Origin of the sequence: Mesobacillus sp. S13 (genome assembly GCF_020422885.1) — a bacterium.
Lineage (GTDB): Bacteria > Bacillota > Bacilli > Bacillales > Cytobacillaceae > Mesobacillus > Mesobacillus selenatarsenatis_A.
Genome location: NZ_CP084622.1, coordinates 2249509 through 2274363 on the forward strand (window position 1 = coordinate 2249509; position 24855 = coordinate 2274363).

Consider the following 24855-nt stretch of genomic DNA (forward strand, 5'->3'; position numbering starts at 1 on the left):
TACATATAGGGTAAATAGAGACTGGGAATAGGTGATCTCAAGTCACTTGATAAAAAGTAGAGGTGCCTGTTAACGAATGAAATAACGACCTAAAAGATTGCCAACCAGGAAAACTGGAATCATCATTAAACTCACCGGAAGACTGGTGAAAAAGAAAGGCCAGTCCATTTTTCCATAGTATACTAAAAAATAATACGTAATGAGACAGTAAGGGATCAGCAGGAACAGGGCCGTTATGATACCAGGCGAATAGCCCCTGAACATAATGCTTTGAACAATATGCATCGTTGCCTGTAAAACAAATAAATTTAGAATGGCTGTAAATAGAAGGAAGCTCCCTCCGTCAGATGAAAAAAGGGCGGTGGTTACTGTTGTAAATGAAATGAATAGTAAAATCCAGGTAGCGGAAACAGCAAGCTGGGCAGCAGTCGAACCTAGCTTTTTCCTCATTCTTATGGTCATCTCGACGAAGTGAGTTTTCGGATATTTGTCTTTGTTTGCCGCCATGGAAGATTCAATGGTGATGATTTCTTCTAAGTCATGAAAAATGAAAATGATGGGAAACAGCCAGATTAATGTTTTCAGATCTAAAAATTGGTGGAGCTCCGCTAACATCTTTTGCCTACCTCCTTGTAGTTCCGAGACTGCCGTCTATTGTGGTTTGTTCATTTTATGGGACGGGTTAGAATAATATGCTAATCACCAAGCAAGGGAGGTCATGTTGTGTTATTTATCAGTCAGGAGCTCTCCACCAGCTAATTTTTGATAATGGGCCAGGGCAAGCAATGGAAAAACATATTCATAACAATGGTAATTGATATAAAAGGAGCCTGCCATTCCTCTTCCTTTTGGGTAGGCTGACGTCCAATCTTTTTCCTTCCGCTCCGCTAAAAATGCTGCACCGTTTTCGATTTCCGGCGTAACACCGGTGGCCGCTGAGATGAGTGTGTCAAGAGCCCAGGCAGTATGAGTCCGGGTACTTTCGCCCAACGGCACATAAAGATTTTTGATATCACTTTTACATGATTCTCCCCAGCCGCCGTCAGGATTCTGGATTTTCCGCAGCCAAGTTAGCGCTTTTTGAATAGCTGGATGTTTCGGGGAAACCCCAACGGCAATCATTCCCGATACAGCCGCCCATGTGCCATATATATACACGCCCCAACGCCCCACCCAGGAACCATCTGAGTTCTGATGCCGCAACAGCCAGCGAACTCCATCTTTTATCATCGGATGGTGTTCATCCAAGTTTGTATAGTTGCCGAAGAACTCTAAAGTCCTCCCTGTTAAATCAACCGTGGATGGATCAATCAATAAATCCTTTCCGCCCTCTATCGGTAACAAGTTCAACACTTTCTTATCCACATTCTTTTCGAATGCGGCCCAGCCTCCGTCCTTGTTTTGCATGGAAATGAGCCAATTTACTCCTCGATCCCAAGCCTGCCGGCAATCCACTTGTTCTGTGGCCAAAGTACGGATCGCCCTCAGTGCAGCGGTAGTGTCGTCAATATCTGGGTGGAAAGTGTTCAAGTCTGCAAATCCCCAGCCTCCTGGTAATACGTCAGGCTCATGAATCGCCCAATCTCCGTATTTGAGATGCTGGCGAGAGAGAATGTATTGATTTGCCTTTTGGACAGTGCTGGATGAATAGGGAATACCGGATTCTTGCAGAGCATAACTAATCAATGTCGTATTCCAGACTGTAGCCGTCGTGTACTGGCAGTGGAGTTCTCCGTCAATACGGCAGGTCATTGCTTTTAACCCTTGCACTGCACGGGTAATCACTGGATGGGTAGTATGATAGCCTCTCGCCAGTAAGGCAAAAATCATAAGGGAAGTTGTGCTGAAATAATTTAAATACGTGCCGTCCGGTTCGATTCTGTCCAGCATGTATTTTTCGGCACGATATAATGCCAATTCGCGAAGGTTTCCATGGTATTTCATCCCCTGGATGCCTTGTTTGATCCATTTGATCAGCGAGCGGGTCTCTTCTTCTTGATCCTCTGTAAAGAAACGAACTTCTTTGTTTTGAAACAAATCGGAGAGATCGGGCGACCGGGGCGTTCTCTTACGAAAATTCGTATTGGCGAGAATCAAAAAAGGGATAATGTTGGCTCTGCCGTAAACGGAGAGGTCAAAAAGATTGATAGGGAAGGAGTCGGGTATAAGCATCACTTCAATATTAATGGGGAGGTGCGGCCACTCACATTGTCCAGTTAAGGCCAACAAGATTTTCAAAAACATATGGACTTCCGAGGCCCCGCCGTTCGCCATGATAAACCTCCTGGCAGCCTGCATATCCTTGTCTGTTCGATCGCGGTAACCAGAATAGAGAAGAGCATAATACGCTTCCACAGTGGAGGTCAGATTTCCTTTTTCCTGGTCATGAAACAGTTTCCATGAGCCATCTTCCTGCTGTTGTCCGGCGATTCGTTTTACCAATTCTTCAATGAACTCCTCGTCATTTATCTCCAATGTCCGCAATAAGATAATCATACTGCAGTCCGTTGCGATCCCGGTCTCGAAAGGATAACGCCAGGCACCGTCGTCTGATTGGTCCTGAATTAACTGAGCAGCGATTCTGTCCATTTCCTTCATTACACGATGCCTCATTTAACCCATCCTCTCCCAAATATTCATCTTTGTATTCATATTCCATGAACAAAATGAATATGCATTCCATTGATGGGAATGACTGATCCGCTAAAAATGAACTATTATGAAGGATGATGCCGTTTTTGCTGAACTCTTTCGCAGACGTGAAAAAAGATTTAAAGAAAAAGATGAAAAAGAAATCTTCCGGCCATCTGCCCAGTTTGTCAAAATATGATAAACGATGGATTCAGCTTATAAAAGAACAGACGAGACAACTTAATCAGAACAATGTATCACGGACGCAAGCGTATTTTCGGTTTTACCTTCAACACCCTGAAATACATTGGGCATTTCTCGGACATATGGTATCGCGTAACGTCGGCTGGAACATGACGGATTTAAAAGGGGAGTTGCTGACAAAACTATTGTCTGAAAGAGAACAGAACGACTTTTTTGCCTTTTTGGAACGCGGCAGCTGGCTGATTTTTCAAGATGTGTATCCTCAATTTATGATTTATGAGCTGAGTGTGATGAGCAGCAAGGAAATGTTCCATCTTCTGCCTCATTTTCAAACTTCCGCCTTCATGGAGACGATGTGGCGCTATTATTGGCACAGTGGGGATAAATCTACTTTGGCTGTTGCGATGGTCATCAATGAACAAAGCTATTTGGAAAAAAGATTGATTCAAAATCATCATTATAAAAAAGTCGTAACAGGTACGGTCAGCTTTAAAATGTATGATTTTTTGAACCTTAATAACACTATTTTTCCCTATGGTATAGGGGACAAAAGGGAGAAGGCTTCGCTTGCCGGCGCATCCTTACGGTATTTCACTTCGCTCCACGAAAGAATTATATTCGGAAAAAAATTGTACTCGCTTCTTTTTCAGCAGGAAGAGATGCTGGAAGGGGTATTGAAATGGGCTCATGAACACCCTCACACGGGCTCGCGAAAGGATTATTGGCCGGATTTGTTTAATGATGTGAATGACTCATTTCCCCGGTCCCTTTATAAGCGAAAGGTCAAAAATTGTGTGTTGAGAAAGGGTGCCGAGCGGCTATACAGTCCTGCTTTAAAATATGCGTGGCCTAATACCCCTCATGAGGAAGCAGAGAGTGGAGATTGGTTTGAGGATTTGCATGTACTGGATTATATTCATGATGATGTCAGTTTGGATGGAGAGATACTAAATAATTATTGCAAAACCATTGAAACAATTGAACTTGCGGTAATGGCGAAGGAAGCCATTCTATTCCGTGAAGAAGATTAATGCTTCATGAGCGGTGGTCCCGATATTGATAAATACTTTTACAATGTTCAAAGTCTTATAATCAAAAGGCTTAAAGACTTTTGATTTTTTTATGTATAAAACTAACATACTATCATTGCATTTTAAGTGATTAAACTTGCAGAAGGGAATCAATGAGAATTAAATTTTAACAAATTCATACAAATTATTACTCCCCCCGACATTATTTGTGTATAATTAAAAACAGCGGAAAATTGAATACATAAAGAATCTGGTGTCTTCTAAACGAGTTAGTAGTTTAGAGACTTAATAGGGAAGTTGGTGAAATTCCAACGCGGTCCCGCCACTGTAACTGGGAGCTTCAAGCCTGATGCCACTGTACTTTTTGTATGGGAAGGCGCTTGATAGCGATGACCAGAAGCCAGGAGACCTGCCTGATTCTTCGCGCCACAACCTACGAGGATAGGAGGTGTTTGGGAACGATTCTGGCTGTTTATTAGAAGAACCGACACAAACATCTCCATGAGTAAAATGGAGGTGTTTTTTTAGTTTCATAGAAAGATTTCATTTTGTTTTACACCGAACAGGCAAGTTTGATTGCTTGTTAAAAAACGATCGATTCAATCAAAAATCGGAGGAATGAAAAGATGAAGAAGTTAAATGCGTTATTATTTGCTTTAATGTTATTAATTGGTGCTTTGGCAGGTTGCGGCAGCAATGCTGAGCAGTCAAATGCTAAGGAGACAAAGAACACTGAAACTGTCCAGCAGGCAGAAGTGAAGTTCCCTGTCACTATTACGGATGGAACAGGGCAGGAAGTGACCATAGAATCGAAACCGGAAAAAATAGTTTCCCTGATTCCGAGCAATACGGAAATCGCCTATGGATTGGGTCTGGAAGAACAGATTGTCGGAGTTTCTGATTTTGATAATTTCCCTGAAGAAGTGGGGGAGAAAGAGAAGATTGGCGGCATGGAGTTCAATCTCGAGAAAATCATTTCTATGAAGCCTGATTTGGTTCTTGCCCATGCTTCTAGTGCACATTCGTCTGAAGCTGGACTTCAGCAGCTTAAAGACACTGGAATTACAGTGCTGATCGTGAATGATGCGAAAACGTTCGATGAAGTATATGAATCAATCAGCATGATTGGTACAGCGTCAGGCGAAAAGGAAAAAGCCGATGCTATGATCGCAGACATGAAGAAGAAAATAGAAGAGATCAAGACAAAGGCAAAGGAAATAAAAGAAGAGGACAGAAAGTCGGTATTCGTAGAGGTTTCGCCTGCACCTGAAGTTTATGCTGCTGGAAAAAATACCTTCATTGACGAAATGCTGCAGATCATTCATGCAGAAAACACCGTTACAGAAGAGGGATGGCCAAAGCTGGATTCCGAGGCAATCATAAAAAGCAATCCTGAGGTGATCATCACGACCCATGGTTACTATACACCTGAGCCGGTGAAAAATGTTACAAGCCGTGAAGGCTGGGACAAGATTACGGCGGTCAAGGAAAACCGTGTTTTCGATGTTCATTCCGACAAGGTGACAAGAACAGGCCCAAGGCTGACAGAAGGAGTAGAAGAGCTTGCAAAAGCGGTTTACCCGGATGTTTTTAAATAATACGATGGGTTCTCATATCTTGCGGACAAGCATTAAAACTAAGTCTCATACTAAGGGAGCATTGCAGGAAACGAGTTTGTTTCCTGCGGCTAGCCCAAATGATGCAATATCAGTGGAAATAGGAGAACGCCATCTCCAAATGAGAGAAGGATTCATCGCCTTGAATTCTCCAATTCCATTAAGAACAATGTCTTCGGGAGTTGTCGGGGCGGGAACAGGCTGGCACAGCAGCTTTGTGAACCGGCATGTGGACAAGAGTTATGATTGCAGTGACCATCGGGAAGAAATGATTCATTATTTGAAGGAAAAGGGATTTAAGCCTGAAGGAACGGTCGGGATGATGACTGCTGTGATGCTGGAGGATGTTTGTTTTAAGCACTATCAGGAAGAAGGGTTCTCTGTATTTATCGTTGTGACGGCAGGTACCGGCAATGCGGTGGACGCCTCGAAAAGCAGCGAGTATTACTCCTATGACATGTCACCTGGAACCATCAACATTTGGCTTTTCGTCAACGGAGTACTGACGGAGGAAGCGTTCATCCAGAGTATGATGACAGCTACTGAAGCAAAGACAAAGGCGCTGCACGATCTCGAAATAAGGGACAAACTTTCTGGTACGGTGGCAACGGGTACATCTACTGACAGCATCATGGTTGCCTCGAGCCAGCAGGGACAAAAGCTGGAATACGCCGGTACGATCACTCCTCTTGGGCGGACTATTGGCAAGGGAGTCCATGAATGTACAGTAGAAGCAATCAGGAACAGCAAGAAAAGGGTGACGAAATGATTCTGAACCACCTTATCGCCCTGACACTTGCTGTCATCTTTGATTGGTTCGTTGGGGATCCGCCAGACTGGCCTCATCCGGTGAAATGGATGGGAACTCTCATCTTCAAGTTAGACAGGGGATTGAATAGAGGCAGCGGCAGAAAAGCTAAAGGAATTGCCATGGTCGCTGCCGTCCTGCTGACAGTCGGAGGCGTCGCTGTCCTGGTCACATCATTGTCTTATTACCTTCATCCATTAGTGGGAATCCTCATGGAAGCCGTGATGATTGCGGCTGCCATTGCGCAAAAAAGCCTGAAGGAAGCCGGGTTATCAGTCTATCATCCACTTGCAGAAAATGATTTGGGAAAGGCGAGGCATAAGCTTAGCTGGATAGTTGGACGGGACACAGAGCAGCTCCAGGAACCTGAAATTGTCCGTGCTGCTGTCGAAACGGTAGCCGAAAACACGAGCGATGGCATTACCGCTCCTCTTTTCTGGGCAATGATTGGCGGAGCTCCGCTGGCGCTCTTGTATCGGGCCATCAATACCTGTGACTCGATGGTTGGTTATAAAAACGATCAATATTTAGATTTTGGCTGGGCATCAGCGAAGCTGGATGATCTGGTCAACTGGGTGCCAAGCCGGATAACATCAGTTTGTATGATCGTTGCGAATCGTCCGTTTTATACGACAAGAATGGCCGCGTGGAAGTTGGTCAGGCGCGATGCCAAAAAGCACCCTAGCCCAAACAGCGGATGGGGAGAAGCTGCTGTGGCAATCATACTCGGAGTCCAGCTCGGAGGCATCAATCATTATAAAGGGATCATTTCGGAGCGGGCAACGATGGGCGAAGCACTAGTTTTCCTTGAGAAAAATCATATTCTAGCAGTTAACAAAATTGTCACAGGTACTGTTCCACTTTTTTTAGCCATCCTGTGGCTTGGGGGGATTCTATTTGAAATGGCCTACTCATGGTGCCAATCCACACTATTTATATGAAGCAATGAATTTGCCAGTTCCGATAGAAACGCTTGATTTCAGTGCCAATATTAATCCACTGGGTCCGCCTCCTTTATTAAAAGAGAATTGGGGACAGCTCTTTGAGTCTGTCATAGAGTATCCAGACCCTCATGGAACAAATTTAAAAAGAAAGATTGCCAAAAGGGAAGGTTTGCACGAAAGCCAGGTTCTCCTTGGGAATGGCGGTGCTGAAATCATTTCACTGATTGGGCGTTTGCTTGCTGGAAAACAGTCGGTGATTGTCCAGCCCGCTTTTTCGGAATATGAAGAAGCATGCAAGGCAAATGGTTGCCAGGTGGAGTATCATCAGCTGCCGGCCAACTGGGCATGGACGGGCGAGGATTTAAGTGACAAACTCCAGCAAGCGGATGCTTTATTTCTTTGTAATCCTAATAATCCAACAGGTTCCTACTATCAAAAATCGATTATTCTTCATCTGCTGGAGGAGTGCAGAAGGAATCAATGCTTGCTGATTGTGGATGAGGCGTTTTACGACTTCCTTGCAGAATACGAATCGATCACTCCATACATAAATGAGTATCCGAATTTATTGATCATCCGTTCGATGACGAAAATGTTTGCCATACCTGGCTTGAGGCTCGGCTATTTGCTCGCAGATCCCGCTGTCATCAGAAAAATTGCACCCTTCCAGCCTCATTGGAGCACAAATGCGATTGCCCTGAAGGCAGGTGAATGGTGCATCGAAAGTGAATCATACATAATTGAAACCATTGCGCTGATACAACAGGAAAGACAACGGCTTTTCCGTTTTTATCAAAAACGGAACCTGCTTGTTTCTCCATCCAGGATTAATTTTTACCTTCTGAGGGACCCATCCCTTATTGACCAGTATCCATTCATGCAGAACCTCCTTACGAGCGGAATCATTCCAAGACATACTGTGAACTTTCCTGGGCTTGAAGGAAGATGGCTGCGATTTGCCGTCAAGGGTCCTGAAGCCAACGACAAATTGATGGGGGCGGTGGAAGAATGGCTGGACAGTCGTCTTTAATTTTTATCAGCGGTGGTGTCCGCAGCGGCAAGAGCCGGTTTGCTGAAATTCTTGCGGGTAAATTGGAAGCTGAATATTCCGGCCAGCTGCATTATGTCGCTGCAGGGCAGCCAAGCGATCATGAAATGAAAGAGAGAATCTTGCGCCACCAACAGGACCGTGAACTCAGCGGGTTGAAATGGAGAACCTGGGAAATCCCGAGAAACCTTTCCCCGCTTTCAACGGTTCTGACGAAAAATGATATCGTCCTCTTGGATTGCCTGACCACGCTATTGAATAATGAGTTTTTTCATGAAGATGGTCATTGGGTCAATGATGATTTTACCGAAATGATCGTAACAAAGATTTTGAATCAACTGAATCAAGTGGCTCAACAAGCAAAAGCATTTATTGTTGTCAGCAATGAAGTCCTTGGTGATGCAATAGACGATGATGAGCTTGTCTTTACTTATGCTAAGGTGCTGGGTTTGCTTCATCAAGCTCTTGTAAAAGAGGCGGATTATGCTTATTTAGTTGAATCTGGGGTGCCGATCGTGATGAAAGGAGAGGGTTCGCCATGAATGGGATCATGGTACTTGGTACAGCTTCTGATGTAGGAAAAAGTCTGATTGCCACTGCCATCTGCCGGGCCTATGCAAATGAGGGTGTCCGGGTAGCGCCGTTCAAGTCGCAAAATATGTCCAACAACTCATATGTTACCTTTGATGGAAAAGAGATTGGCAGAGCCCAGGGAATTCAGGCAGAGGCAGCAAGGATCGAGGCTGCGGTTTCGATGAATCCGATTCTGCTAAAACCAAGGTCTGATCAGATCGCCGAAGTGATTTTATTTGGGGAAGTGGCGACTACCTTATCAGGTAAGGACTACAGAGAAGTATTTTATAAACAGGGACTTGAAGCAATTCGTTCCGCTTTTGAAAAACTCGAACAGGAGTATGACATGCTTGTTATGGAGGGTGCCGGGAGCCCTGTAGAGATCAACTTGAAGGACCGTGAACTTGTCAACATGAAGGTAGCGGAAATCGCAGATGTTCCGGCTATATTGGTCGCGGATATTGACAGAGGCGGGGTGTTTGCCAGCATAGTAGGCACTTTGGAACTGATGACTCCCGAAGAAAAAGCCAGGGTAAAAGGGTTGATTATCAATAAATTCCGCGGAGACCAATCCTTGTTTGAAGATGGAATCAAGTGGCTCGAATCAAGGACGGGAATTCCCGTTCTCGGTGTCCTGCCATATTTAGAAAACCATATGATTGATAGCGAGGATTCTTTATCGATCCCAAATTCCAAGAACAGGGCCGGTCTTGATATTGTAGTGATCAAGCCGTCATATATTTCAAACTTCACTGACTTGGAGCCTTTCTATCGTGAGCCTGACGTGTCGCTTCGATGGGTCAGTTCGCTGGACGACATTGGAGAACCAGACGCCGTCATCCTTCCTGGCACAAAAAGCACAATCAAGGATCTTCAATATTTTAAAAAGGCAGGTCTTTACAGTTGGCTCCGCGATTATGTTGATCAAGGCGGCTTCATCGCCGGGATTTGCGGAGGCTATCAAATGCTTGGCGATAAGCTCATCGACCCGTTTGGGAGTGATACTGGAACAATTTCTGCCGAAGAAGATGGACTCGGGATCATTCCAGCTGTCACTACCTTTGCCAGCGTAAAAACAACTGCCAGGGCAGAAGGAAAGCTTCATCCGTCCACTGGAATTGAACTTACAGCTGCAGGGTACGAAATCCATCTAGGTGAAACTCAAATGACTGCAGCATGCCAGCCGTTATTGTTGTTAAATGAAGATTTGGAAGAAGGATTTTATGGAAAAAATGGCCGCATCATCGGTACATACCTGCACCATCTTTTTCATAATGACCAATGGAGGAACCATTGGCTTAACTCCATCCGCAAGGCGAAGGGAGAGCCAGAGAGAAGTCCTGTTTATGTCAGCAGGCTTAAGGACCAGAAGTACGATGAATTGGCCGACCATCTGAAGGCGCATCTCGACTGGAACAAGCTGAAAGAAATCTCGGAACAGTGGGGAAGCCGTCATGAAATGGTTTAAGGGTCTCCTAATCAATCTGCAGTTCTTCTCCACGATCCCGATTCCTTTGGAGCTTCCAATGGACCGAAAGCACCTACAAAGTGCCATCCAAACATTTCCCTTACTTGGGCTTTTGCAAGGTGGTATTTACGCCAGCATCCTTTATGCCATTGGCGAGTGGACTCCTTTTTCTGCTCTGACCGCTGCTTTTGCACTATGGCTTGTGTCGATTTTATTTACCGGTGGCATCCATCTTGACGGTTGGATGGATTCAAGTGATGCCTATTTTTCTTACCGGGATCAAGATAAACGTTTGGAAATCATGAAAGACCCAAGGACAGGGGCGTTTGGTGTCTTGTCCGTTATTGTTCTATTGAGTGCGAGGTTCTTCCTTCTCTACGAAATTGTTGGCATGTTGCACAGTGCTACTTACCTGCTAGCAAGCGCTATTCCTTTTCTCAGCAGAATAGTGATGGGGATTTTGCTCGTTATGGTGAAGCCTGCAAAAAGCGAGGGTCTCGGGGCAATGTTTCACCATGCTTCAACAAAAAAGACCTTGTGGGTTTACCCTGTTTATCTTTTTGGTTTAGGCTTGGTTCTTCTTTTTACCGGCTTATATATTGGCATGGCCAGCTATCTCCTGGCAGTCCTTTTCATAGTTCTTTTCCTTAAAAAGAAAATCATCGAATGGTTTGGAGGCATGACAGGGGATACGCTTGGAGCTAGTGTCGAGTTGACGGAGGTATTGCTGTGGATGACATTGTGGCTATTGCATTATTTCGCCATGGGATGACAATTGATAATGAACGTCAAGCATATCTTGGCTGGTCTGATTCACCTTTAGTGGCTGATCAGCTTCTACCTAAGATTCAGGACTGCTTTGAACATATTTATACTAGTGACCTTGGAAGGTGCAGAGAAACTGCGAAGGTTCTCTTTCCTAAAAAGATGCCCGAAGTTTTGCCTGATCTGCGAGAAATTCACTTTGGCGACTGGGAGGGCAAAACGTATGAACAACTGAAGTACGAGGACAGTTATAAAAAGTGGCTTTCACGGCCTTTCAAAGAATCCCCTCCAAATGGGGAATCTTTTGATGATTTTACCTGCCGGGTGAAGAATGCTTGGGAGAAAATCAGCCGGAATGTCATTGAACATCAAACTCAATCAGCTGCAGTGGTGACCCATGGGGGAGTGATCCGCTATTTGTTGACGCAGTATGCTCCCGAAGATAGAGATTTTTGGGATTGGAAAATTCCGTATGGCCGTGGCTATCAATTAACCTGGAGCAGAGAGGGTCTAAGGAGGAAGGAACGGTGCATTTCGTTACAGGAGGTGCCTTTAATGGCAAATCAGAGTGGGTCAAGAAGCAATATCATTTAGATGATCTTGAGCATTCTTGGTATTCAGCATATAAAGGGGATGAAATCCCTGAACTGACGGACAAGCAAATCATTGTATTGGAAGGTATTGAAGTGTGGATTCGGCAAATGGCCAAGAACAACCAGGCAGATGTGAGCCGCCAAGAATGGCTGTCAATTAGCCAAAAGTGGATGAAATGGGAAAGCGATGATCAACAGCGTAAGATAGTGTTGATTGGAAGTGATATTTCGAAAGGAATCGTCCCCATGGAGGCTGAAGATCGCGTGTGGCGAGACACCACTGGATGGGTATACCAGGACCTCGTCTTACGAGCTGACCGGGTTGACGTGATTTGGTATGGAATCTGTCAAAAACTAAAATAAAGGGGTATGGATATGAGACTATATACGAGAACTGGTGATAAAGGGAAAACGAGCATTATCGGAGGCCGGGTGGAAAAAGATGATATTCGGGTCGAAGCGTACGGAACCGTCGATGAAGTAAACTGCTTTGTTGGCCAGGCTGTTACCCAGCTTGATCCATCCATTTTTGCGGATATTCTGGACGATCTCGAAAAAATCCAGCATGAACTGTTCGATTGCGGCGGGGATTTGGCGAATGTAACAAAGAGCCGGGAACTTAAGCTGACAAAGGAATCAGTTGATTACCTTGAAAAGAAAATTGATGAGCTAATTGCCGAAGCTCCAAAGCTTGAGAGATTCATATTGCCGGGAGGAGCACCTGCTTCCGCTTCAATCCATCTTGCCCGTACGGTTACAAGAAGGGCTGAAAGATTAGTTGTTTCATTGTTGAAAGCTGATCCGGAAGTTTCCGAAACAGCTTTACAATTCTTGAACAGATTGTCGGACTATTTCTTTGCTCTTGCAAGGGTAATCAACTCCAGGCTCAATATGCAGGATGTTGAATACGTTCGAAGTGCCAAGGTGTTCAGGGAGGGAAAACGCAAGGAGGCGAAACAGGGTGAAGAATAAGAAACGATCCTGGTTGGCCATGTTCATCGCCCTTTCAGCGGCAGGAGCATTTATCAAGATTCCAGCAGTGATAGGAAGTGTAGCTTTGGATGCCTTGCCTGCCTTGATGGCAGCAGGACTTCTGGGAGGGGCGGCAGGAGCAGCGGTAGGGGGAATCGGCCATCTGTTATCGTCTATCGTTGCGGGAATGCCGCTTGGCCCATTTCATTTCCTGGTTGCTTGTGAAATGGCCCTCCTTGTTTATCTATTCACGATGCTATATAGAAGCGGTAAACGCTGGCAAGCAGGTGTACTATTTATCTTGGGCAACAGCTTCGCCGCCCCGCTTCCGTTTATGATGTTAATGGGAAAGTCATTTTACTTAGCGGTCGTGCCATCTTTATTTGTCGGTTCCGTTTTAAATACCGTGCTTGCTTTTATTGTTTTGCCAAGGGTCGTCAGAGTGCTTGGTGACAGACTTCCACTTTCGAAACAGGCATGAGCAGAACTAAATAATGTGCAGCTGGGAGGAAAACCGCAAGTGAGAGATATTTTAATGATCCCTTTGAATGAAGAAGAAAACCTTGTGATAGCCAGTGACAATAGCGGCAGCATTGGAATGAAGGATGGTGACGCAGTACAGGTTCCGTACAAAACCGTCGCATACTATTCCTTCCGAGTTGCTGTGATGGAGTGCATAAGTGCCGGTGCTGAACCATTTGCGACAGTCGTCCAGAACTTTTGCGGCGAAGAAGCCTGGAAAGAGCTAGTACAAGGTATTGAACAAGGAACTCGTGAGCTCGGCAGGGTAAACATAAGGATCACCGGGAGCACAGAAAGCAATTTTGCGTTAAACCAATCGGCTTTTGGCATTACTGTTATGGGTAAAAGAAAGGCAAATATGAAAATCAGTAACCTGAATTATGACGCCCATACACGAATAGTTGTCATTGGCTTCCCTCTGGTAGGGTCAGAGGTGATGGAAAAGGAAGAACAGGTTGTGCCACTGCATGTTTTTAAGCAAGTCAGCAGCTTGGAAGAAGTGGTGACGATTCCTGTTGGCTCGAGGGGTATTCTTTATGAGTTGAATACTTTGTTTGATCATACAAAATTTACTGAAGAAAATGTGGATACAACTGTTCCACTTTTAAAATCCTCTGGTCCATCGACCTGCTTTGTGGCAGTTTTTCCGGAAGACATCCAGCAGAAATTAGAGTTGATCTGCGGCCGCTATCTTCATGAAATTAACTACTGGGGGTAAAACATGCTTCATTTATATGTAATCAGACATGGTGAAACAGAATGGAATAAAGAAAAAAGGAGCCAGGGCCGCCTGGATTCTTCCCTTACGCATAAAGGGAAAGCAGATGCCCGTTCACTGGGAGCCAGCCTTCAGGAGATAGAGTTCCGACAGATCATCGCTTCTCCCAGCGGCAGGACATTGGAAACAGCCAGGCTGGTAAAAGGGGATAGGATGATTCCCTTACTGACCGATGAAAGGCTGATGGAAATTCATTTAGGAGCATGGCAGGGAAAAACCGAGAACGAAATAAAATCTCTCTATCCAGAAGAATTCGAGGCATACTGGAACGAACCTGAAGACTATGAAAGCGTTGGAGGGGAATCATTTTTACAGGTCCAACAAAGACTAGTGGAGTTTTTGGAGGACCTGGAGAAAAACGTGAGAGATGGCAATGTCCTCATTGTGACACATGGAGTTGTCATTAAAAATTTATACTTGCTGTGCAGGAATTCTTCAATAAAACACTTATGGGAGCCACCATTTATTTTTGGTACAAGCTTAACGATCGTAAAATTGGATGTTGGTAAAAAAGAACTTCAGCTTGAAGCTTGTATTTCTCATTGTACCTCATCATGAATAAGCCCAGTAAAAGGTGTAAACATTTCATCTGTCCTGATGTGATCTGTGTATGATCATTTTCAATATACAGGCTTGATCCATCTTACTTATACAGAGCTTTGGGAATACGAATTCGTATAAAAAGAGTCATAAAGCCATTTGTTAATAGATGACAGCTGGACTATCTGCAACATATCACTTCATGGACAGTTGAATTTTTAGAAGAAGGAAAAAGAACCTTGCTGGTGGAATTTATTGTAAGAGCGGATTCCTTGCCGCTAGACGAGTTAATTGTGAGGGATTATAAAATGTTTAGTTTTAAGGTTGATGAATCTATAAGCCTAGAATTGTTGCAGCAGCATCAAGCGGAAGAAATCTTTATGTTAATCGATCACAACCGGGATCATTTAAGACAATGGCTTCTATGGGTAGATAAACGGAAATCGGCAGAAGATATGGTGCCGGTCATAAAGTATTGGTTGGAGAACCTGGCTAATAATCAAGGGTTCGATGTTGCTATCAGATATAATGGTGACCTTATCGGAATGATTGGCGTCCAGTTTGACTGGGGCAATCGAGCTGCGAGCATTGGCTATTTTATTTCTAAGGACAGTGAAGGTAAGGGCATCATCACGATCAGCTTAAAGAGTCTTATTAATGAACTATTTGGCAGGTATTCTATCAATAGAATCGAAATCCAATGTGCAGCCAATAACCTGAAAAGCCAGGGGATTCCTGAGCGATTAGGATTTAAAAAGGAAGGAATCAAGCGGGCAGGACAGTATCTTTATGATCATTATGAAGATTTGATTGTTTATAGTCTGTTGAGAAGTGAAATTTAATCCAATAACAAACATAAACGCCTGAATTTCCAGGCGTTTATGAATCGATTTCTAACTCACTGATTTTCTAAGAATTTCATCCCAATGAGATAAATAGAGTAGGTGTCCTCCGTTATCAATGGATGTATAAGTGGAATTCGTATACTTTTCCTTAAGAAAATTAGAGGTGTCTGAAGTCCAGATTGTATCTGCGCTACCTTGCCAAATATGTACCTTCCCATTAAAGCCAGGGTTTTTGGATTCGTTCATCTTATTGCACAATGCAAGGGCATCGTAATATACCCCAATCCCGCTATTCCGATAACCTTCTACAGTCCCTTTTAAAATGGCCGGCTGTATGGTTGGGTTATTCATGACTTTTTTGTCCTCTTCCACCATCTGTTTGACCGATTCCTGAATGACACCATCCAGATTTTTCGCTACTTTTTTACTGAGGCTTTTAAAGTAAAACTTCGTCATAAAAGGGATATACTTGTTCATATTTCTGATCATTTTCCAGTTAGATGGCAGTACGCTTTTGGTCTCTTCACTATTTAGGGGGATAGCGCTGCTGACCAAGGTCAGTGATTCAACTTTTTCTGCGTATTTATCTGTGAAAACCTGGCTGTATAATCCACCAGCTGACCAGCCGATAAGAGACGCCTTTTGAATATTCTTAGCGATCAGGAATTCATTTAACCAGTCAGCATAATCCTCCATAGAATAGCCCAATCCAATATCTGAATCACCATAACCAGGACGATTCAAAGCGTAAAATCGAATATTATGTTGATCCAAGATGGTTGGATCAGGGTGTATGGCATGTACTGAAGAACCGAATCCGTGAAAAAAGATCACCGTGTTTTGATTACTATCTCCATAGCCGGTATAGGATAATTTCATATTATTTGATAAAGAAATAGACGATTCATAGTAATTTTGCATGATTTTAAAAACCTCTCATTTGAACTTTCCTTAAGAATTCAACAAAGTGACTTCATTTCCTATTTTACTGAAGGGGTTGAACGTATCCTGTGCATTCTAACTTATTAATTCTTAATTGTTTTAATACATAGGTTTCCCGCTTCAACCAGCTATTTTGTTCAAATTTATCTATTAGACTTTCATTTTGCGTGATAGCTTCTTCAAGTGTAACCCACTTGGGCGTAAAATCCAGGATGGCCTCGTACTCATCTAATTGCTGTTCCTCTTTATCTTGCGTTACCAGATCACATAGGTAGTAGTGTGATATCATTTGGAATAATGCATTCTCTTCGAAGACATCCTTTTTCCGTTCGATGATTGTGCCAACCTTATCTTTGACAACACAATGGATGTAGCCAGTTTCTTCTCTAACCTCACGTAACAAACAATCCTCATGGTTTTCGTTCTTTTCAACTCCGCCACCAGGAAATTTTAAATCCCCTCTATTCGATTGAACCAGTAAAATATGATTATTCTTCCTAATAACCGCTCTGACTGCTACTCTCTCGATGGTAGTTTTATAGTTATCCATATTGGGTTCGTCTATTGTGGTATCGAAGTTCATATTCTTAAGCATCCTTTCATTGTTTAACTTCTATAGAAAATTATACCAATTTACCTATATAATATATTATACTTTTAAAAATATCAAAAAAGGGTGGGATTTCTGTGAACGATTGTTTTATCTGTAAGAAGCATGCGGGCATGATCCAGACTTCCGGTATGACGATTTACGAGGATGAATTTGTCTATGTTGGCCATATTGATCGAAATGGGAACCCGATCTATTTAGGTCATATTATGATTGATTTAAAAAGGCATGTTCCGACACTTGGAGAGATGAATATGGAGGAAGCGAAAGTATTCGGCATGACGATGGCTAAAGTGAGCAAGGCTCTTATGGAAAGTGAGGGTGCTGAACACATCTATTCTTTTGTGTCGGGGGATGCGGTGCCACATCTTCATATGCACCTGGTTCCTCGTTATCCAGGCACTCCTAAGGAATATTGGGGTCCGAATGCTGTGTATGATTGGGAAGGTGCGCCAATGGGTGACAATGACAATGTGATTGCCCTTTGCGCTCGCATCAAGTCCTATTTAGAGAATCATCCCAATGGCTAAGCAGGGCGAAGAGTTTAGCTGGGTAGGGAGCCAGGCCCACTTTGTTGACACGCCAGACGTTTTACAGCTTGGTAAAATCGTGGTTGGGCGTTATGGAGGCAATTCAAGTGCCGGGCAGTATAAAAATGAAGATGGATGTCTGGTATGGTTCAATGAGCAGCAAGACTGGGAGTTTGCAATTATTCTGGATGCCCATAAAACTGCGGAAAGTGCAGAATTGATTATTCAGCAGATCGAAGGTTGAAATAAAGCAAGTTTTGTCCATGCCGACAAATCAACAGGCTTTTAAAAAGCTAGAAGAAAAGATGATAAGCCTCTTTCAATCAGAAGACTTCTTACTCGCCTGCCGAAATGTTACAGGAGAAACGGCTTGCTTAATTGTTGCCCGGAAGGATCAGTATGTATGGTGGTTCTCGGTAGGAGACTGTGTGCTCTATTTATTCCATCAGGAACTCGCTTTGTTAGGTCAGAATCAGTTGAATCAAAGACAATTTTATGAATGGATCGGCGAAGTCAATACATTCGAATTGGGCGTTCCTTGTTATAGCGTTGGCATAAGGGAGCTTAGGACAGGAAAAAATCGTCTTTTTCTCACGACAGATGGGTTGATTGAATGCCCAAATGAACCCTACGCAAACCCTGCCAGCATTTATCATTCCTTTACTGATCCTGAAGTGGATGAAAGAGTGGTCACTTCTATGTTGGAGAGTATCAAGAATCACCATGTCAGGGACAGCACGACGATCATTACCTGGAGTATAGAAGTTTCCAAGGAAACCACCATGCCAAGTGATCAATAATTCCTTAGAAGCACACTTTATATTTCATACTGACACAGGTCCTGCCCTGTGTTTTTTTTTCGTAGGTTTCTCAATTCTTAAACTTTGCAGGAAATCTAAATATTTGATACGATTTAATCGTACACGATTTAATTTTCTCGGAGGAGTGACTATAAATGAAAACTGTTTATGAGTTTACGGTAAAAAAGCCAAATGGACAGGAACAAAGTTTAAGAAATTATGAAGGAAAACCAATGCTGATTGTCAATACTGCTAGTAAATGTGGCTTGACACCTCAGTTTAAAGGTCTTCAGGAAGTGTATGACGAATACCACGAGCAAGGTTTGGAGATTTTAGGTTTCCCATGCGGCCAGTTCAATGACCAGGAGTTTGATAACATCGAGGAAACAACTGAGTTTTGCCAGTTGAACTATGGGGTGTCATTCCCGATGTTCGCGAAGATTGATGTGAACGGAGCGAAGGCTGATCCGCTATTTACCTTTTTAAAAGAACAAAAGGGCGGATTGCTGACGAAGGATATCAAATGGAATTTCACGAAATTCCTTGTTGACCGAAATGGCCAGGTGGTTAAACGTTATGCGCCAACTACTGAGCCGGAAAAAATCAAGAATGATCTTGAAAAATTACTCTAAGCATTGTGAAGGATGAGTCACTTGAACGACTTTTTAACATTGGAAAATCAGTTGTGCTTTGCGGTCTATGACGCGGGAAGCCAGTTTACCAAACTTTATACAAAAGCGCTGGATTCCTTCGGGCTTACCTATCCGCAATATTTGGTCCTGTTAGCATTGTGGGAGAAGGACGGGCTTTCTGCTAAACAGCTCGGTGAAAGACTGAACCTCGGAACTGGTACCTTGACGCCGATGATCAAGAGAATGGAAACCAATGGCTGGCTAAAGAGGGAGCGGTCAACTGAGGATGAACGGAAAGTCTGCATAAGCCTCCTCTCAAAAGCATTCGAACAAAAAAAAGCCATCGTGCAAAAAATTGCCGCAGAATTGAAGCTCTGCAATATTGAATATGAAGAGTATGAGCAGTTGATGAAACAATTAAGTGTATTGCGGGGAAAATTGAACATGTATAACCGGTCTTGAGAACGAAGGAGAATAGTGCAACAAGAAAACGTCTCCGATTTTATTCGAACTAAAGGAGGATAAATATATGGTCAATTCCGACAGACCAAGAAGGATACTTTTAGATTTAGCAGTTACTTTAGATGGATTTATCGAAGGTCCTAAAGAGGAAGTAGACTGGTGCATTATGGATCCGGATATGGACTTCAAGAACTTCTTACAACAAATAGATACTATTCTGTATGGTAGAAAAAGTTATGATTTATGGGGTAAGTATAAACCTGATTCTGACGTTTCTGATACAGAAAATGAAATTTGGGAATTGGTCCATAGTAAAGAGAAATATGTTTTTTCAAGAACTCAAAATAGGCCAGAAAATAACGTGACATTTATTAGTGAAAATATTGAGAATGAAATAACCAAATTAAAGAATATGCCTGGTAAAGATATTTGGCTTTATGGTGGATCGAGTCTTATAACAACGTTTATAAACTTAGGACTTGTAGATGAAATTAGATTATCTGTTCACCCAATTATTTTAGGAGAAGGAAAACCCCTTTTTATTGACATTAAGCAAAGAGTGAATCTAAATTTAGTTGAAACAAAAAGGTTTTCCTCTGGTGTGGTTCAACTATGCTATCAACTTAATAAGTAGTACAAAATGGCGCTATCGTTAAGGATGAAGTAAATAGTAAAAAAACGCACCGGCACTGTTATATGATATTTCTTTCCCTATTCTAGTTCTTATTTTTGACAGGAAAAAGAAACCGTTCCCTTTCGCCTTAAGCTTTTTGTATTCAAGAATCAATTAATTCACCGAATTTTCATTGACAAAAAATTAGCAAAGATATTATATTAGAAGTCCTGTCAACTTTTCGTTGGCGTAAAGGGGACTGTGAAAAGTTCATTCTTATGGGAAAGGGAATGATGAAATGAATAAAGAACAATTAGTGGAAAGCGCGCGCCAGACAAAAAAGAATGCGTATGCGCCTTATTCCAAATTTCCTGTTGGGGCAGCTTTGCTGCTGAAAGATGGTACCGTTTACAACGGAGTGAACGTAGAGAATGTTTCATTCGGTGCGACGAACTGCGCTGAGAGAACGGCTATTTTTACAGCAGTGGCGAACGGTTACAAAAAGGGTGACTTCGCAGCGATCGCCGTTTCTGGCGATACAGCTGACTTCCTGCCGCCTTGCAGCATCTGCAGGCAGGTGATGGCCGAATTCTTTTCACCAGACATGCCGGTGTACCTGACGAATGATAAAAAAGAGATCCGGGAATTGGCATTGAAAGAATTACTGCCATATGCGTTCACGGACTTAGATATGTAATGTATACTGGATAGTTTGAGAGCATGTTTTGATGATTCCATCAGGACGTGCTCTTTATTTTTTTAGATGCTTTAAGATTTCACACTGTTTGAAAATAAACGGAGAAATTCCGTTTAAATCTCACAAGTCGCTTATTTTCATAAAAATAAGCACTAGCTTTGCAACGAGACACCAAATTTAGTTAATTTTAGTTTATTTTCAAACTTAGTTACTTAGCTAGTTAGCGTTGGAAACAAAAAAAGGCATACCTGTTTAAAACAACAAGTTACCAAGCAAGTTAGTTAGCATCTTATTATCCGTTTATCTTTGGACAATTTGGACGGTCTTCAACTTCTTGGGATATTTTCTTGGCCGGCCGGGTTTTCCTTTCTTTCGCCTTCCTTTGGATCTTCTGCTCGGCTCCCTGAATAAGGCTTCTATAAAATAATCCCATGAGTCATACCAGTATTGACGAAGGTACTTGAGTATTTCCCAAGTGGATTTTTTAGAACAAGTCTGAATCCTGACCAATTCACAAAGCCCATAAGCGATCATGGCGAGCCATAACTGATTCCATACAGCCTCCTTTTTATGGCTGTAGAACTTCACCAACTTAAGGTGCTGTTTGATCCATTTGAAAAAGAGCTCGACTTTCCATCGTTGGCGATAAATCTCTGCGACTTCACTTGCAGTAATGTCCCGTCGGTTCGTGACTACCCTGTATTTATTGCCTTCGTCATCAAGGAATTCTACAAGACGCAATGAGATGATCTCTTCCGTCTTGGGCTTCTTAACCTGAACCTCAGCGTCTAAAACAATGTTAGGTTCACCATGAATGTCATGCTTATTCACGATTGTCAGCTTTGAATTCATTTTTACCCTGGCGACAAACTTTAGATTCTTTTGGATTAAATCTGAATAGAGAACATAACTGATGTATCCTCGATCATAGATGTAGGTGACAGCTTGGTCGACCACCAGTTCAAGCGCGACTTCCTTGTCATCTACTCCGGTAGTAGAAAAAATCGATTTGCCAGGATAATAGGTATTTTCATCCGCGACAATCAAACAGAGATGAAGCTTTACTCCATTGTTTTTCTTGGTGGAATAAGCCCATTCACCCGCCTTGGAAGGGAGCGAGAATTGAGAAGAGTCTACAGCGGCCAACTTTCCTATCTTCTCAAAGCCAGGCAGGCGTTTATGATGTTGGTCAATCTGCTTAAAGATTCGGAATGCAGTCTCCTGCAGGAGACCGGTTGGCAGCTTCATAAGCTTTCTGTTAATAGAAGATCCATGTATACTCTTAAGCTCCAGCAGTTCCTTGAACACCTTCTTGGATTTAAGGTTCTCACTCAAATCCCATAGGGATTCACGTCTCATAAGCATTCCTTCTACCGTCATGGTAATGACATGGCCAGAAAAAAGTTTGTGTGCTTTATGGTCCATAAAGGGGTCACGATAATTCTCAAGATTTAACAGTGCCAAACACTTTTGAACTACAGTTGAGTCGGGTAAAGTTTGATTGGGTATAGAACTCTTTGAGTTCATAGGAATCCTCCCCTTGTAGAATAGGTGTTTAGCAACTTGTTGTTACCATTCTACATAGGAGGATTTTTTCTGTTTAAAACCTTTTATTGGTTAAATGCCATTATTTGGAACAGCTTTGCAAGACTAGTGAAAAATAAGGGATGTTTTTCCGGTTATTTCAATGAAAACCTTGAATTTTGGCATTTTTAGAGCAGCTAACCGGAATTAATACGCTTATTTCTGCTGAAAAGGATCGTAAATAAATATTAGACGGAAATTCTCCGTTTATTATTAACCTCTCTATACAAAATCAAAATAGTAAGAAAGCAAAAACTTTTAAAAATTCTTTGTATGAACAAGACAGGCTGGCGGTCCAGTTACCATTGGTCGCAAGCTTGTTAACCAAAGTAGTGTCTTAGTATCGAATATGTTTTATGTAATTTGTAAAGTAGGCTTTACAAAATGTAAAGTGAAGTATACAATTGGATTATCAGATAAATTGGAGGATGTTGGAGTTGAGCTTTTTTTTAGCTTGATATGTATAGTTGGCTTTACAAAATGTAAAGTCTAGTATGCATTTTTATTGTGAAAGGTATGGTGTTTGAAGCTAATGGGACTTACCAATCGTGTTAAAGAATTGAGAGCGAAGCATCGTTTTACGCAGAACGATTTGGCTGAGAGGGTTGACGTGACAAGACAGACGATTGTTGCTCTAGAGAAGGGGAGCTATATACCGTCCTTGTTACTGGCGATGAAAATTGCCCGTGTGTTTCAGCTGCCAATTGAAGAGATTTTTTTTATGGAGGATGAGGGAAAATGAATCAAAAATTTCTAATGTCAGTCGGAATATTTGTCTTGTTTGCATGGGGGATGATTGCTTTTTATTATGCCCAGATGGATTTTGCAGAAGTGTTAAAGAATCCAGAGCCACCCTGGGAAGTGACGATCAATGCGACTCCTATATTTGCCGCCTTAGTGATCGGTGGAATTTTGTCAGCCACTTTGTTCATGAAGAGCAAAAAGAAGAACAAATCTATTGCCAAGGCTTTCTTTCTGCCGCCTGAGTTTGAAGAAAGTGACGAAAGAGAACAAGAGATTACGGCCAAAGCTTGCAGAGCATCCTATGTCACGATGTGGTATACATTCCCAATCCTGACAGCACTCATGCTGCTCTATCCTTTCATTTCAGAATCTGTTCCTTATTATCCAGTCATTATCGTCATGCTGTTTCCGCTTGTCCAATCCACTGCCTATTTCTTGTCATGGAAAAAATATTATTAATAAAGCGTTTTAACAGTTGGTGTAAAGCGGTGTTTCGTAAATCAATGGCAGCAGCATTGTTTTTGAAAGATAAACGGTTTGGAGTGGACGTAGTTTGTTGCGAGGAATTGATATGTAACAGAAGTGGAGCATAATCTGATTGTTTTTCAGAATATGCTCCTTTCGTTTTAATAGGGAAGTCTCGACAATGTTTAGTTCTCATTCTGTGATTAACTGGGATAAAGAAATAAGAAATACTTCCATTTTCTTTCTATATATTAAAAAGTGCTCACTTGCTTGAATCCCAGGTCCGATAAAGCTTTTTCTAATGAACTGCTGATTTTTGTTATGTTAAAATCTAATCCTATGCGGGTTATGGTTTGTGCAATCGCAGGCCGGATCCCTGTGATAATGATTTCTACACCGATTAGTTTTAGTGTATTCACAATCTGAAATAGAGAATTTGCAACGAAACTATCGATAATCGATACGCCTGATAGGTCCATAATGAAATATTTCAGCTTAAGTCTAATCGATTCATTGATAGAAACCTGCATTATCATTTTTGCGCGGTCATTATCAATCGATCCGATTACTGGCAATACGGCAATTCCAGGAGAAATCGGAACAACAGGCACAGACAGTTCCTTTAATTCTGTAAATGCTGACTTTACACGCTCGATGTTATGTTTCTCGTGAACCTCTCCAGTAATTCTAAAGATGGAATCAATCAGCTTGTCGAATATTTCCGTTATTTTGACCATCGTGTTACAGGAAATCCTATTCTGCTCTAATTCATCGGTGAATATTTCCCAAATGACCAGGCGGAAAAGCGAAATGATCCGTAATGCTACCGTTAAAGAAACTCCATATCGAACGGTTTGGTTTGCTACTTCTCTTGCCCAATTACCTACAGATCTATATGCTTCTTCTTGATTTTTATATAATGCTTCCCCAAAATAACCTATTAATTGAGATCTATATTTCAAATATTCCGCCTCTGGCATTTTAAATTTTTCAAAGTGCTCTGAAGTATATTTAGGAATATTTTCGCTGAATAATCTAGCAAGCTCATGTCGGTGATCGTAGATTTTTTTGCCTATGAATTCGAACTCTTCTTTTGACACTGGGAACCATCTCCTCACAAGGGAATTCTTGTACCTCTGGTTATTTTTACAGATTGTAGAATGGGATTATTGATCATTTGGCAACGGATAAAACAAACAAATGATGAAGAGGTGAAGAATGAATAATCAAGCTCATGAGGATTTTGAAGATTCTGAATGCTCCCTACACACTAACATAAATACCCAGTTATTGCGAGAGAAACTTATGGGTGTTTTTTTGAGGCGGGACCAGCAAAAACCTTGATAGGTCTTTAAGCGTGGGTTCTTTTTCGTTGCTCATTTTTCTATACAGCAGGAAAGTATTGTTGTAATATTATGTTATACGATATATCGTCATA

The 24855-nt window shown here is 42.3% G+C and carries 30 protein-coding genes and 1 riboswitch; of the genes, 24 read left to right on the top strand and 6 right to left on the bottom strand.

All coding sequences use genetic code 11. The annotated features are described in order from the left end of the window. Positions 1–69 precede the first annotated feature (69 nt). Together LGO15_RS11485 and shc are read right to left on the bottom strand one after the other, a co-directional pair. Positions 70–615 (bottom strand): HXXEE domain-containing protein, encoded by a 546-nt coding sequence (locus LGO15_RS11485; protein ID WP_226087668.1) that lies wholly within the window; start codon positions 613–615, stop codon positions 70–72. A gap of 111 nt (positions 616–726) precedes the next feature. Next, positions 727–2613, bottom strand: a complete 1887-nt coding sequence (gene shc / locus LGO15_RS11490) for a squalene--hopene cyclase (RefSeq protein ID WP_226087669.1) — start codon at positions 2611–2613, stop codon at positions 727–729. Between the two features lie 116 nt (positions 2614–2729). On the opposite strand from shc, the gene LGO15_RS11495 reads away from it, so the two are divergent. From LGO15_RS11495 to LGO15_RS11565, 15 genes are all read left to right on the top strand, one after another. Beyond that, a complete protein-coding gene (locus LGO15_RS11495; protein WP_226087879.1) occupies positions 2730–3866 on the top strand; it encodes a DUF2515 family protein in 1137 nt (378 codons plus the stop codon). A gap of 234 nt (positions 3867–4100) precedes the next feature. Beyond that, a riboswitch (cobalamin riboswitch) is annotated at positions 4101–4298 on the top strand. Positions 4299–4492: 194 nt separating this feature from the next. Beyond that, complete coding sequence (locus LGO15_RS11500) at positions 4493–5464, top strand: ABC transporter substrate-binding protein (protein WP_226087670.1); 972 nt, start codon at positions 4493–4495, stop codon at positions 5462–5464. Continuing rightward, entirely contained in the window at positions 5430–6251 is an 822-nt protein-coding gene (locus LGO15_RS11505; protein WP_226087671.1) for an adenosylcobinamide amidohydrolase, read from the top strand. The genes LGO15_RS11500 and LGO15_RS11505 overlap by 35 nt, the downstream gene beginning before the upstream one ends. Next, positions 6248–7231 (top strand): adenosylcobinamide-phosphate synthase CbiB, encoded by a 984-nt coding sequence (gene cbiB, locus LGO15_RS11510; protein WP_226087880.1) that lies wholly within the window; start codon positions 6248–6250, stop codon positions 7229–7231. The genes LGO15_RS11505 and cbiB overlap by 4 nt, the downstream gene beginning before the upstream one ends. Continuing rightward, positions 7188–8264, top strand: a complete 1077-nt coding sequence (gene cobD / locus LGO15_RS11515; protein ID WP_226087672.1) for a threonine-phosphate decarboxylase CobD — start codon at positions 7188–7190, stop codon at positions 8262–8264. Before cbiB ends, cobD begins: the two co-directional genes overlap by 44 nt. Further along, positions 8243–8824, top strand: a complete 582-nt coding sequence (locus LGO15_RS11520) for a bifunctional adenosylcobinamide kinase/adenosylcobinamide-phosphate guanylyltransferase (RefSeq protein WP_167830551.1) — start codon at positions 8243–8245, stop codon at positions 8822–8824. Before cobD ends, LGO15_RS11520 begins: the two co-directional genes overlap by 22 nt. Beyond that, a complete protein-coding gene (locus LGO15_RS11525) occupies positions 8821–10323 on the top strand; it encodes a cobyric acid synthase (protein WP_226087673.1) in 1503 nt (500 codons plus the stop codon). Before LGO15_RS11520 ends, LGO15_RS11525 begins: the two co-directional genes overlap by 4 nt. Further along, positions 10310–11095 carry an adenosylcobinamide-GDP ribazoletransferase gene (gene cobS / locus LGO15_RS11530; RefSeq protein WP_226087674.1) on the top strand — a complete coding sequence of 262 codons (786 nt, stop codon included), beginning with the start codon at positions 10310–10312 and terminating at the stop codon, positions 11093–11095. The genes LGO15_RS11525 and cobS overlap by 14 nt, the downstream gene beginning before the upstream one ends. Then, positions 11053–11682: a histidine phosphatase family protein gene (locus LGO15_RS11535; protein WP_226087675.1), complete on the top strand. Its 630-nt coding sequence runs from the start codon at positions 11053–11055 to the stop codon at positions 11680–11682. The genes cobS and LGO15_RS11535 overlap by 43 nt, the downstream gene beginning before the upstream one ends. Then, positions 11616–12044: a bifunctional adenosylcobinamide kinase/adenosylcobinamide-phosphate guanylyltransferase gene (locus LGO15_RS11540; RefSeq protein WP_226087676.1), complete on the top strand. Its 429-nt coding sequence runs from the start codon at positions 11616–11618 to the stop codon at positions 12042–12044. The genes LGO15_RS11535 and LGO15_RS11540 overlap by 67 nt, the downstream gene beginning before the upstream one ends. Before the next feature lie 12 nt (positions 12045–12056). Next, positions 12057–12653, top strand: a complete 597-nt coding sequence (locus tag LGO15_RS11545; RefSeq protein WP_167830556.1) for a cob(I)yrinic acid a,c-diamide adenosyltransferase — start codon at positions 12057–12059, stop codon at positions 12651–12653. Beyond that, positions 12643–13134, top strand: coding sequence for an ECF transporter S component (locus LGO15_RS11550; protein WP_226087677.1), 492 nt, complete (start codon positions 12643–12645; stop codon positions 13132–13134). Before LGO15_RS11545 ends, LGO15_RS11550 begins: the two co-directional genes overlap by 11 nt. Before the next feature lie 39 nt (positions 13135–13173). Then, a complete protein-coding gene (locus LGO15_RS11555; RefSeq protein WP_167830558.1) occupies positions 13174–13893 on the top strand; it encodes an ATP-binding protein in 720 nt (239 codons plus the stop codon). Between the two features lie 3 nt (positions 13894–13896). After that, on the top strand, positions 13897–14511 hold the full coding sequence (locus LGO15_RS11560) for a histidine phosphatase family protein (protein WP_226087678.1): 615 nt from the start codon (positions 13897–13899) through the stop codon (positions 14509–14511). A 290-nt stretch (positions 14512–14801) separates the two neighbouring features. Beyond that, positions 14802–15335 carry a GNAT family N-acetyltransferase gene (locus LGO15_RS11565; protein ID WP_226087679.1) on the top strand — a complete coding sequence of 178 codons (534 nt, stop codon included), beginning with the start codon at positions 14802–14804 and terminating at the stop codon, positions 15333–15335. 51 nt (positions 15336–15386) lie between these two features. On the opposite strand, the gene LGO15_RS11570 is transcribed toward LGO15_RS11565, so the two are convergent. Further along, positions 15387–16259: an alpha/beta fold hydrolase gene (locus tag LGO15_RS11570; protein ID WP_226087680.1), complete on the bottom strand. Its 873-nt coding sequence runs from the start codon at positions 16257–16259 to the stop codon at positions 15387–15389. A 64-nt stretch (positions 16260–16323) separates the two neighbouring features. Beyond that, a complete protein-coding gene (locus LGO15_RS11575) occupies positions 16324–16863 on the bottom strand; it encodes an NUDIX hydrolase (protein ID WP_226087681.1) in 540 nt (179 codons plus the stop codon). A gap of 104 nt (positions 16864–16967) precedes the next feature. On the opposite strand from LGO15_RS11575, the gene LGO15_RS11580 reads away from it, so the two are divergent. The 7 genes from LGO15_RS11580 to LGO15_RS11605 all read left to right on the top strand — a co-directional run bounded on the left by LGO15_RS11580 (position 16968) and on the right by LGO15_RS11605 (position 20624). Continuing rightward, the gene (locus tag LGO15_RS11580; protein WP_226087682.1) at positions 16968–17420 is read left to right on the top strand and encodes an HIT family protein; all 453 of its coding nucleotides are present in this window, start codon (positions 16968–16970) and stop codon (positions 17418–17420) included. Then, positions 17413–17664: a hypothetical protein gene (locus LGO15_RS24295; protein WP_318999837.1), complete on the top strand. Its 252-nt coding sequence runs from the start codon at positions 17413–17415 to the stop codon at positions 17662–17664. Before LGO15_RS11580 ends, LGO15_RS24295 begins: the two co-directional genes overlap by 8 nt. Before the next feature lie 19 nt (positions 17665–17683). Continuing rightward, entirely contained in the window at positions 17684–18220 is a 537-nt protein-coding gene (locus LGO15_RS11585) for a PP2C family serine/threonine-protein phosphatase (protein WP_318999838.1), read from the top strand. 155 nt (positions 18221–18375) lie between these two features. After that, positions 18376–18852 (top strand): glutathione peroxidase, encoded by a 477-nt coding sequence (locus tag LGO15_RS11590; RefSeq protein ID WP_226087683.1) that lies wholly within the window; start codon positions 18376–18378, stop codon positions 18850–18852. A 21-nt stretch (positions 18853–18873) separates the two neighbouring features. After that, positions 18874–19314 carry a MarR family winged helix-turn-helix transcriptional regulator gene (locus LGO15_RS11595; RefSeq protein ID WP_226087684.1) on the top strand — a complete coding sequence of 147 codons (441 nt, stop codon included), beginning with the start codon at positions 18874–18876 and terminating at the stop codon, positions 19312–19314. Positions 19315–19381: 67 nt separating this feature from the next. Continuing rightward, positions 19382–19948: a dihydrofolate reductase family protein gene (locus LGO15_RS11600; protein WP_226087685.1), complete on the top strand. Its 567-nt coding sequence runs from the start codon at positions 19382–19384 to the stop codon at positions 19946–19948. Between the two features lie 277 nt (positions 19949–20225). Next, a complete protein-coding gene (locus LGO15_RS11605; protein WP_167830571.1) occupies positions 20226–20624 on the top strand; it encodes a cytidine deaminase in 399 nt (132 codons plus the stop codon). 300 nt (positions 20625–20924) lie between these two features. On the opposite strand, the gene LGO15_RS11610 is transcribed toward LGO15_RS11605, so the two are convergent. Beyond that, positions 20925–22151, bottom strand: coding sequence for an IS4 family transposase (locus LGO15_RS11610; RefSeq protein WP_226086611.1), 1227 nt, complete (start codon positions 22149–22151; stop codon positions 20925–20927). A 589-nt stretch (positions 22152–22740) separates the two neighbouring features. Here LGO15_RS11610 and LGO15_RS11615 point away from each other — a divergent pair. Then, positions 22741–22950, top strand: coding sequence for a helix-turn-helix transcriptional regulator (locus tag LGO15_RS11615; protein ID WP_167830572.1), 210 nt, complete (start codon positions 22741–22743; stop codon positions 22948–22950). Continuing rightward, positions 22947–23411, top strand: a complete 465-nt coding sequence (locus LGO15_RS11620; protein ID WP_226087686.1) for a hypothetical protein — start codon at positions 22947–22949, stop codon at positions 23409–23411. The genes LGO15_RS11615 and LGO15_RS11620 overlap by 4 nt, the downstream gene beginning before the upstream one ends. Positions 23412–23668: 257 nt before the next feature. On the opposite strand, the gene LGO15_RS11625 is transcribed toward LGO15_RS11620, so the two are convergent. Then, positions 23669–24517: an STAS domain-containing protein gene (locus LGO15_RS11625; RefSeq protein ID WP_226087687.1), complete on the bottom strand. Its 849-nt coding sequence runs from the start codon at positions 24515–24517 to the stop codon at positions 23669–23671. Positions 24518–24855: the final 338 nt, after the last annotated feature.

Bases quoted from the DNA above. Each gene is read 5' to 3' on its own strand.
- LGO15_RS11485 (WP_226087668.1), bottom strand. From the start codon at position 615: ATGTTAGCGGAGCTCCACCAATTTTTAGATCTGAAAACATTAATCTGG.
- shc (WP_226087669.1), bottom strand. From the start codon at position 2,613: ATGAGGCATCGTGTAATGAAGGAAATGGACAGAATCGCTGCTCAGTTA.
- LGO15_RS11495 (WP_226087879.1), top strand. From the start codon at position 2,730: ATGCCGTTTTTGCTGAACTCTTTCGCAGACGTGAAAAAAGATTTAAAG.
- LGO15_RS11500 (WP_226087670.1), top strand. From the start codon at position 4,493: ATGAAGAAGTTAAATGCGTTATTATTTGCTTTAATGTTATTAATTGGT.
- cbiB (WP_226087880.1), top strand. From the start codon at position 6,248: ATGATTCTGAACCACCTTATCGCCCTGACACTTGCTGTCATCTTTGAT.
- LGO15_RS11520 (WP_167830551.1), top strand. From the start codon at position 8,243: ATGGCTGGACAGTCGTCTTTAATTTTTATCAGCGGTGGTGTCCGCAGC.
- LGO15_RS11525 (WP_226087673.1), top strand. From the start codon at position 8,821: ATGAATGGGATCATGGTACTTGGTACAGCTTCTGATGTAGGAAAAAGT.
- cobS (WP_226087674.1), top strand. From the start codon at position 10,310: ATGAAATGGTTTAAGGGTCTCCTAATCAATCTGCAGTTCTTCTCCACG.
- LGO15_RS11545 (WP_167830556.1), top strand. From the start codon at position 12,057: ATGAGACTATATACGAGAACTGGTGATAAAGGGAAAACGAGCATTATC.
- LGO15_RS11560 (WP_226087678.1), top strand. From the start codon at position 13,897: ATGCTTCATTTATATGTAATCAGACATGGTGAAACAGAATGGAATAAA.
- LGO15_RS11565 (WP_226087679.1), top strand. From the start codon at position 14,802: ATGTTTAGTTTTAAGGTTGATGAATCTATAAGCCTAGAATTGTTGCAG.
- LGO15_RS11570 (WP_226087680.1), bottom strand. From the start codon at position 16,259: ATGCAAAATTACTATGAATCGTCTATTTCTTTATCAAATAATATGAAA.
- LGO15_RS11575 (WP_226087681.1), bottom strand. From the start codon at position 16,863: ATGAACTTCGATACCACAATAGACGAACCCAATATGGATAACTATAAA.
- LGO15_RS24295 (WP_318999837.1), top strand. From the start codon at position 17,413: ATGGCTAAGCAGGGCGAAGAGTTTAGCTGGGTAGGGAGCCAGGCCCAC.
- LGO15_RS11585 (WP_318999838.1), top strand. From the start codon at position 17,684: ATGCCGACAAATCAACAGGCTTTTAAAAAGCTAGAAGAAAAGATGATA.
- LGO15_RS11590 (WP_226087683.1), top strand. From the start codon at position 18,376: ATGAAAACTGTTTATGAGTTTACGGTAAAAAAGCCAAATGGACAGGAA.
- LGO15_RS11600 (WP_226087685.1), top strand. From the start codon at position 19,382: ATGGTCAATTCCGACAGACCAAGAAGGATACTTTTAGATTTAGCAGTT.
- LGO15_RS11605 (WP_167830571.1), top strand. From the start codon at position 20,226: ATGAATAAAGAACAATTAGTGGAAAGCGCGCGCCAGACAAAAAAGAAT.
- LGO15_RS11610 (WP_226086611.1), bottom strand. From the start codon at position 22,151: ATGAACTCAAAGAGTTCTATACCCAATCAAACTTTACCCGACTCAACT.
- LGO15_RS11615 (WP_167830572.1), top strand. From the start codon at position 22,741: ATGGGACTTACCAATCGTGTTAAAGAATTGAGAGCGAAGCATCGTTTT.
- LGO15_RS11620 (WP_226087686.1), top strand. From the start codon at position 22,947: ATGAATCAAAAATTTCTAATGTCAGTCGGAATATTTGTCTTGTTTGCA.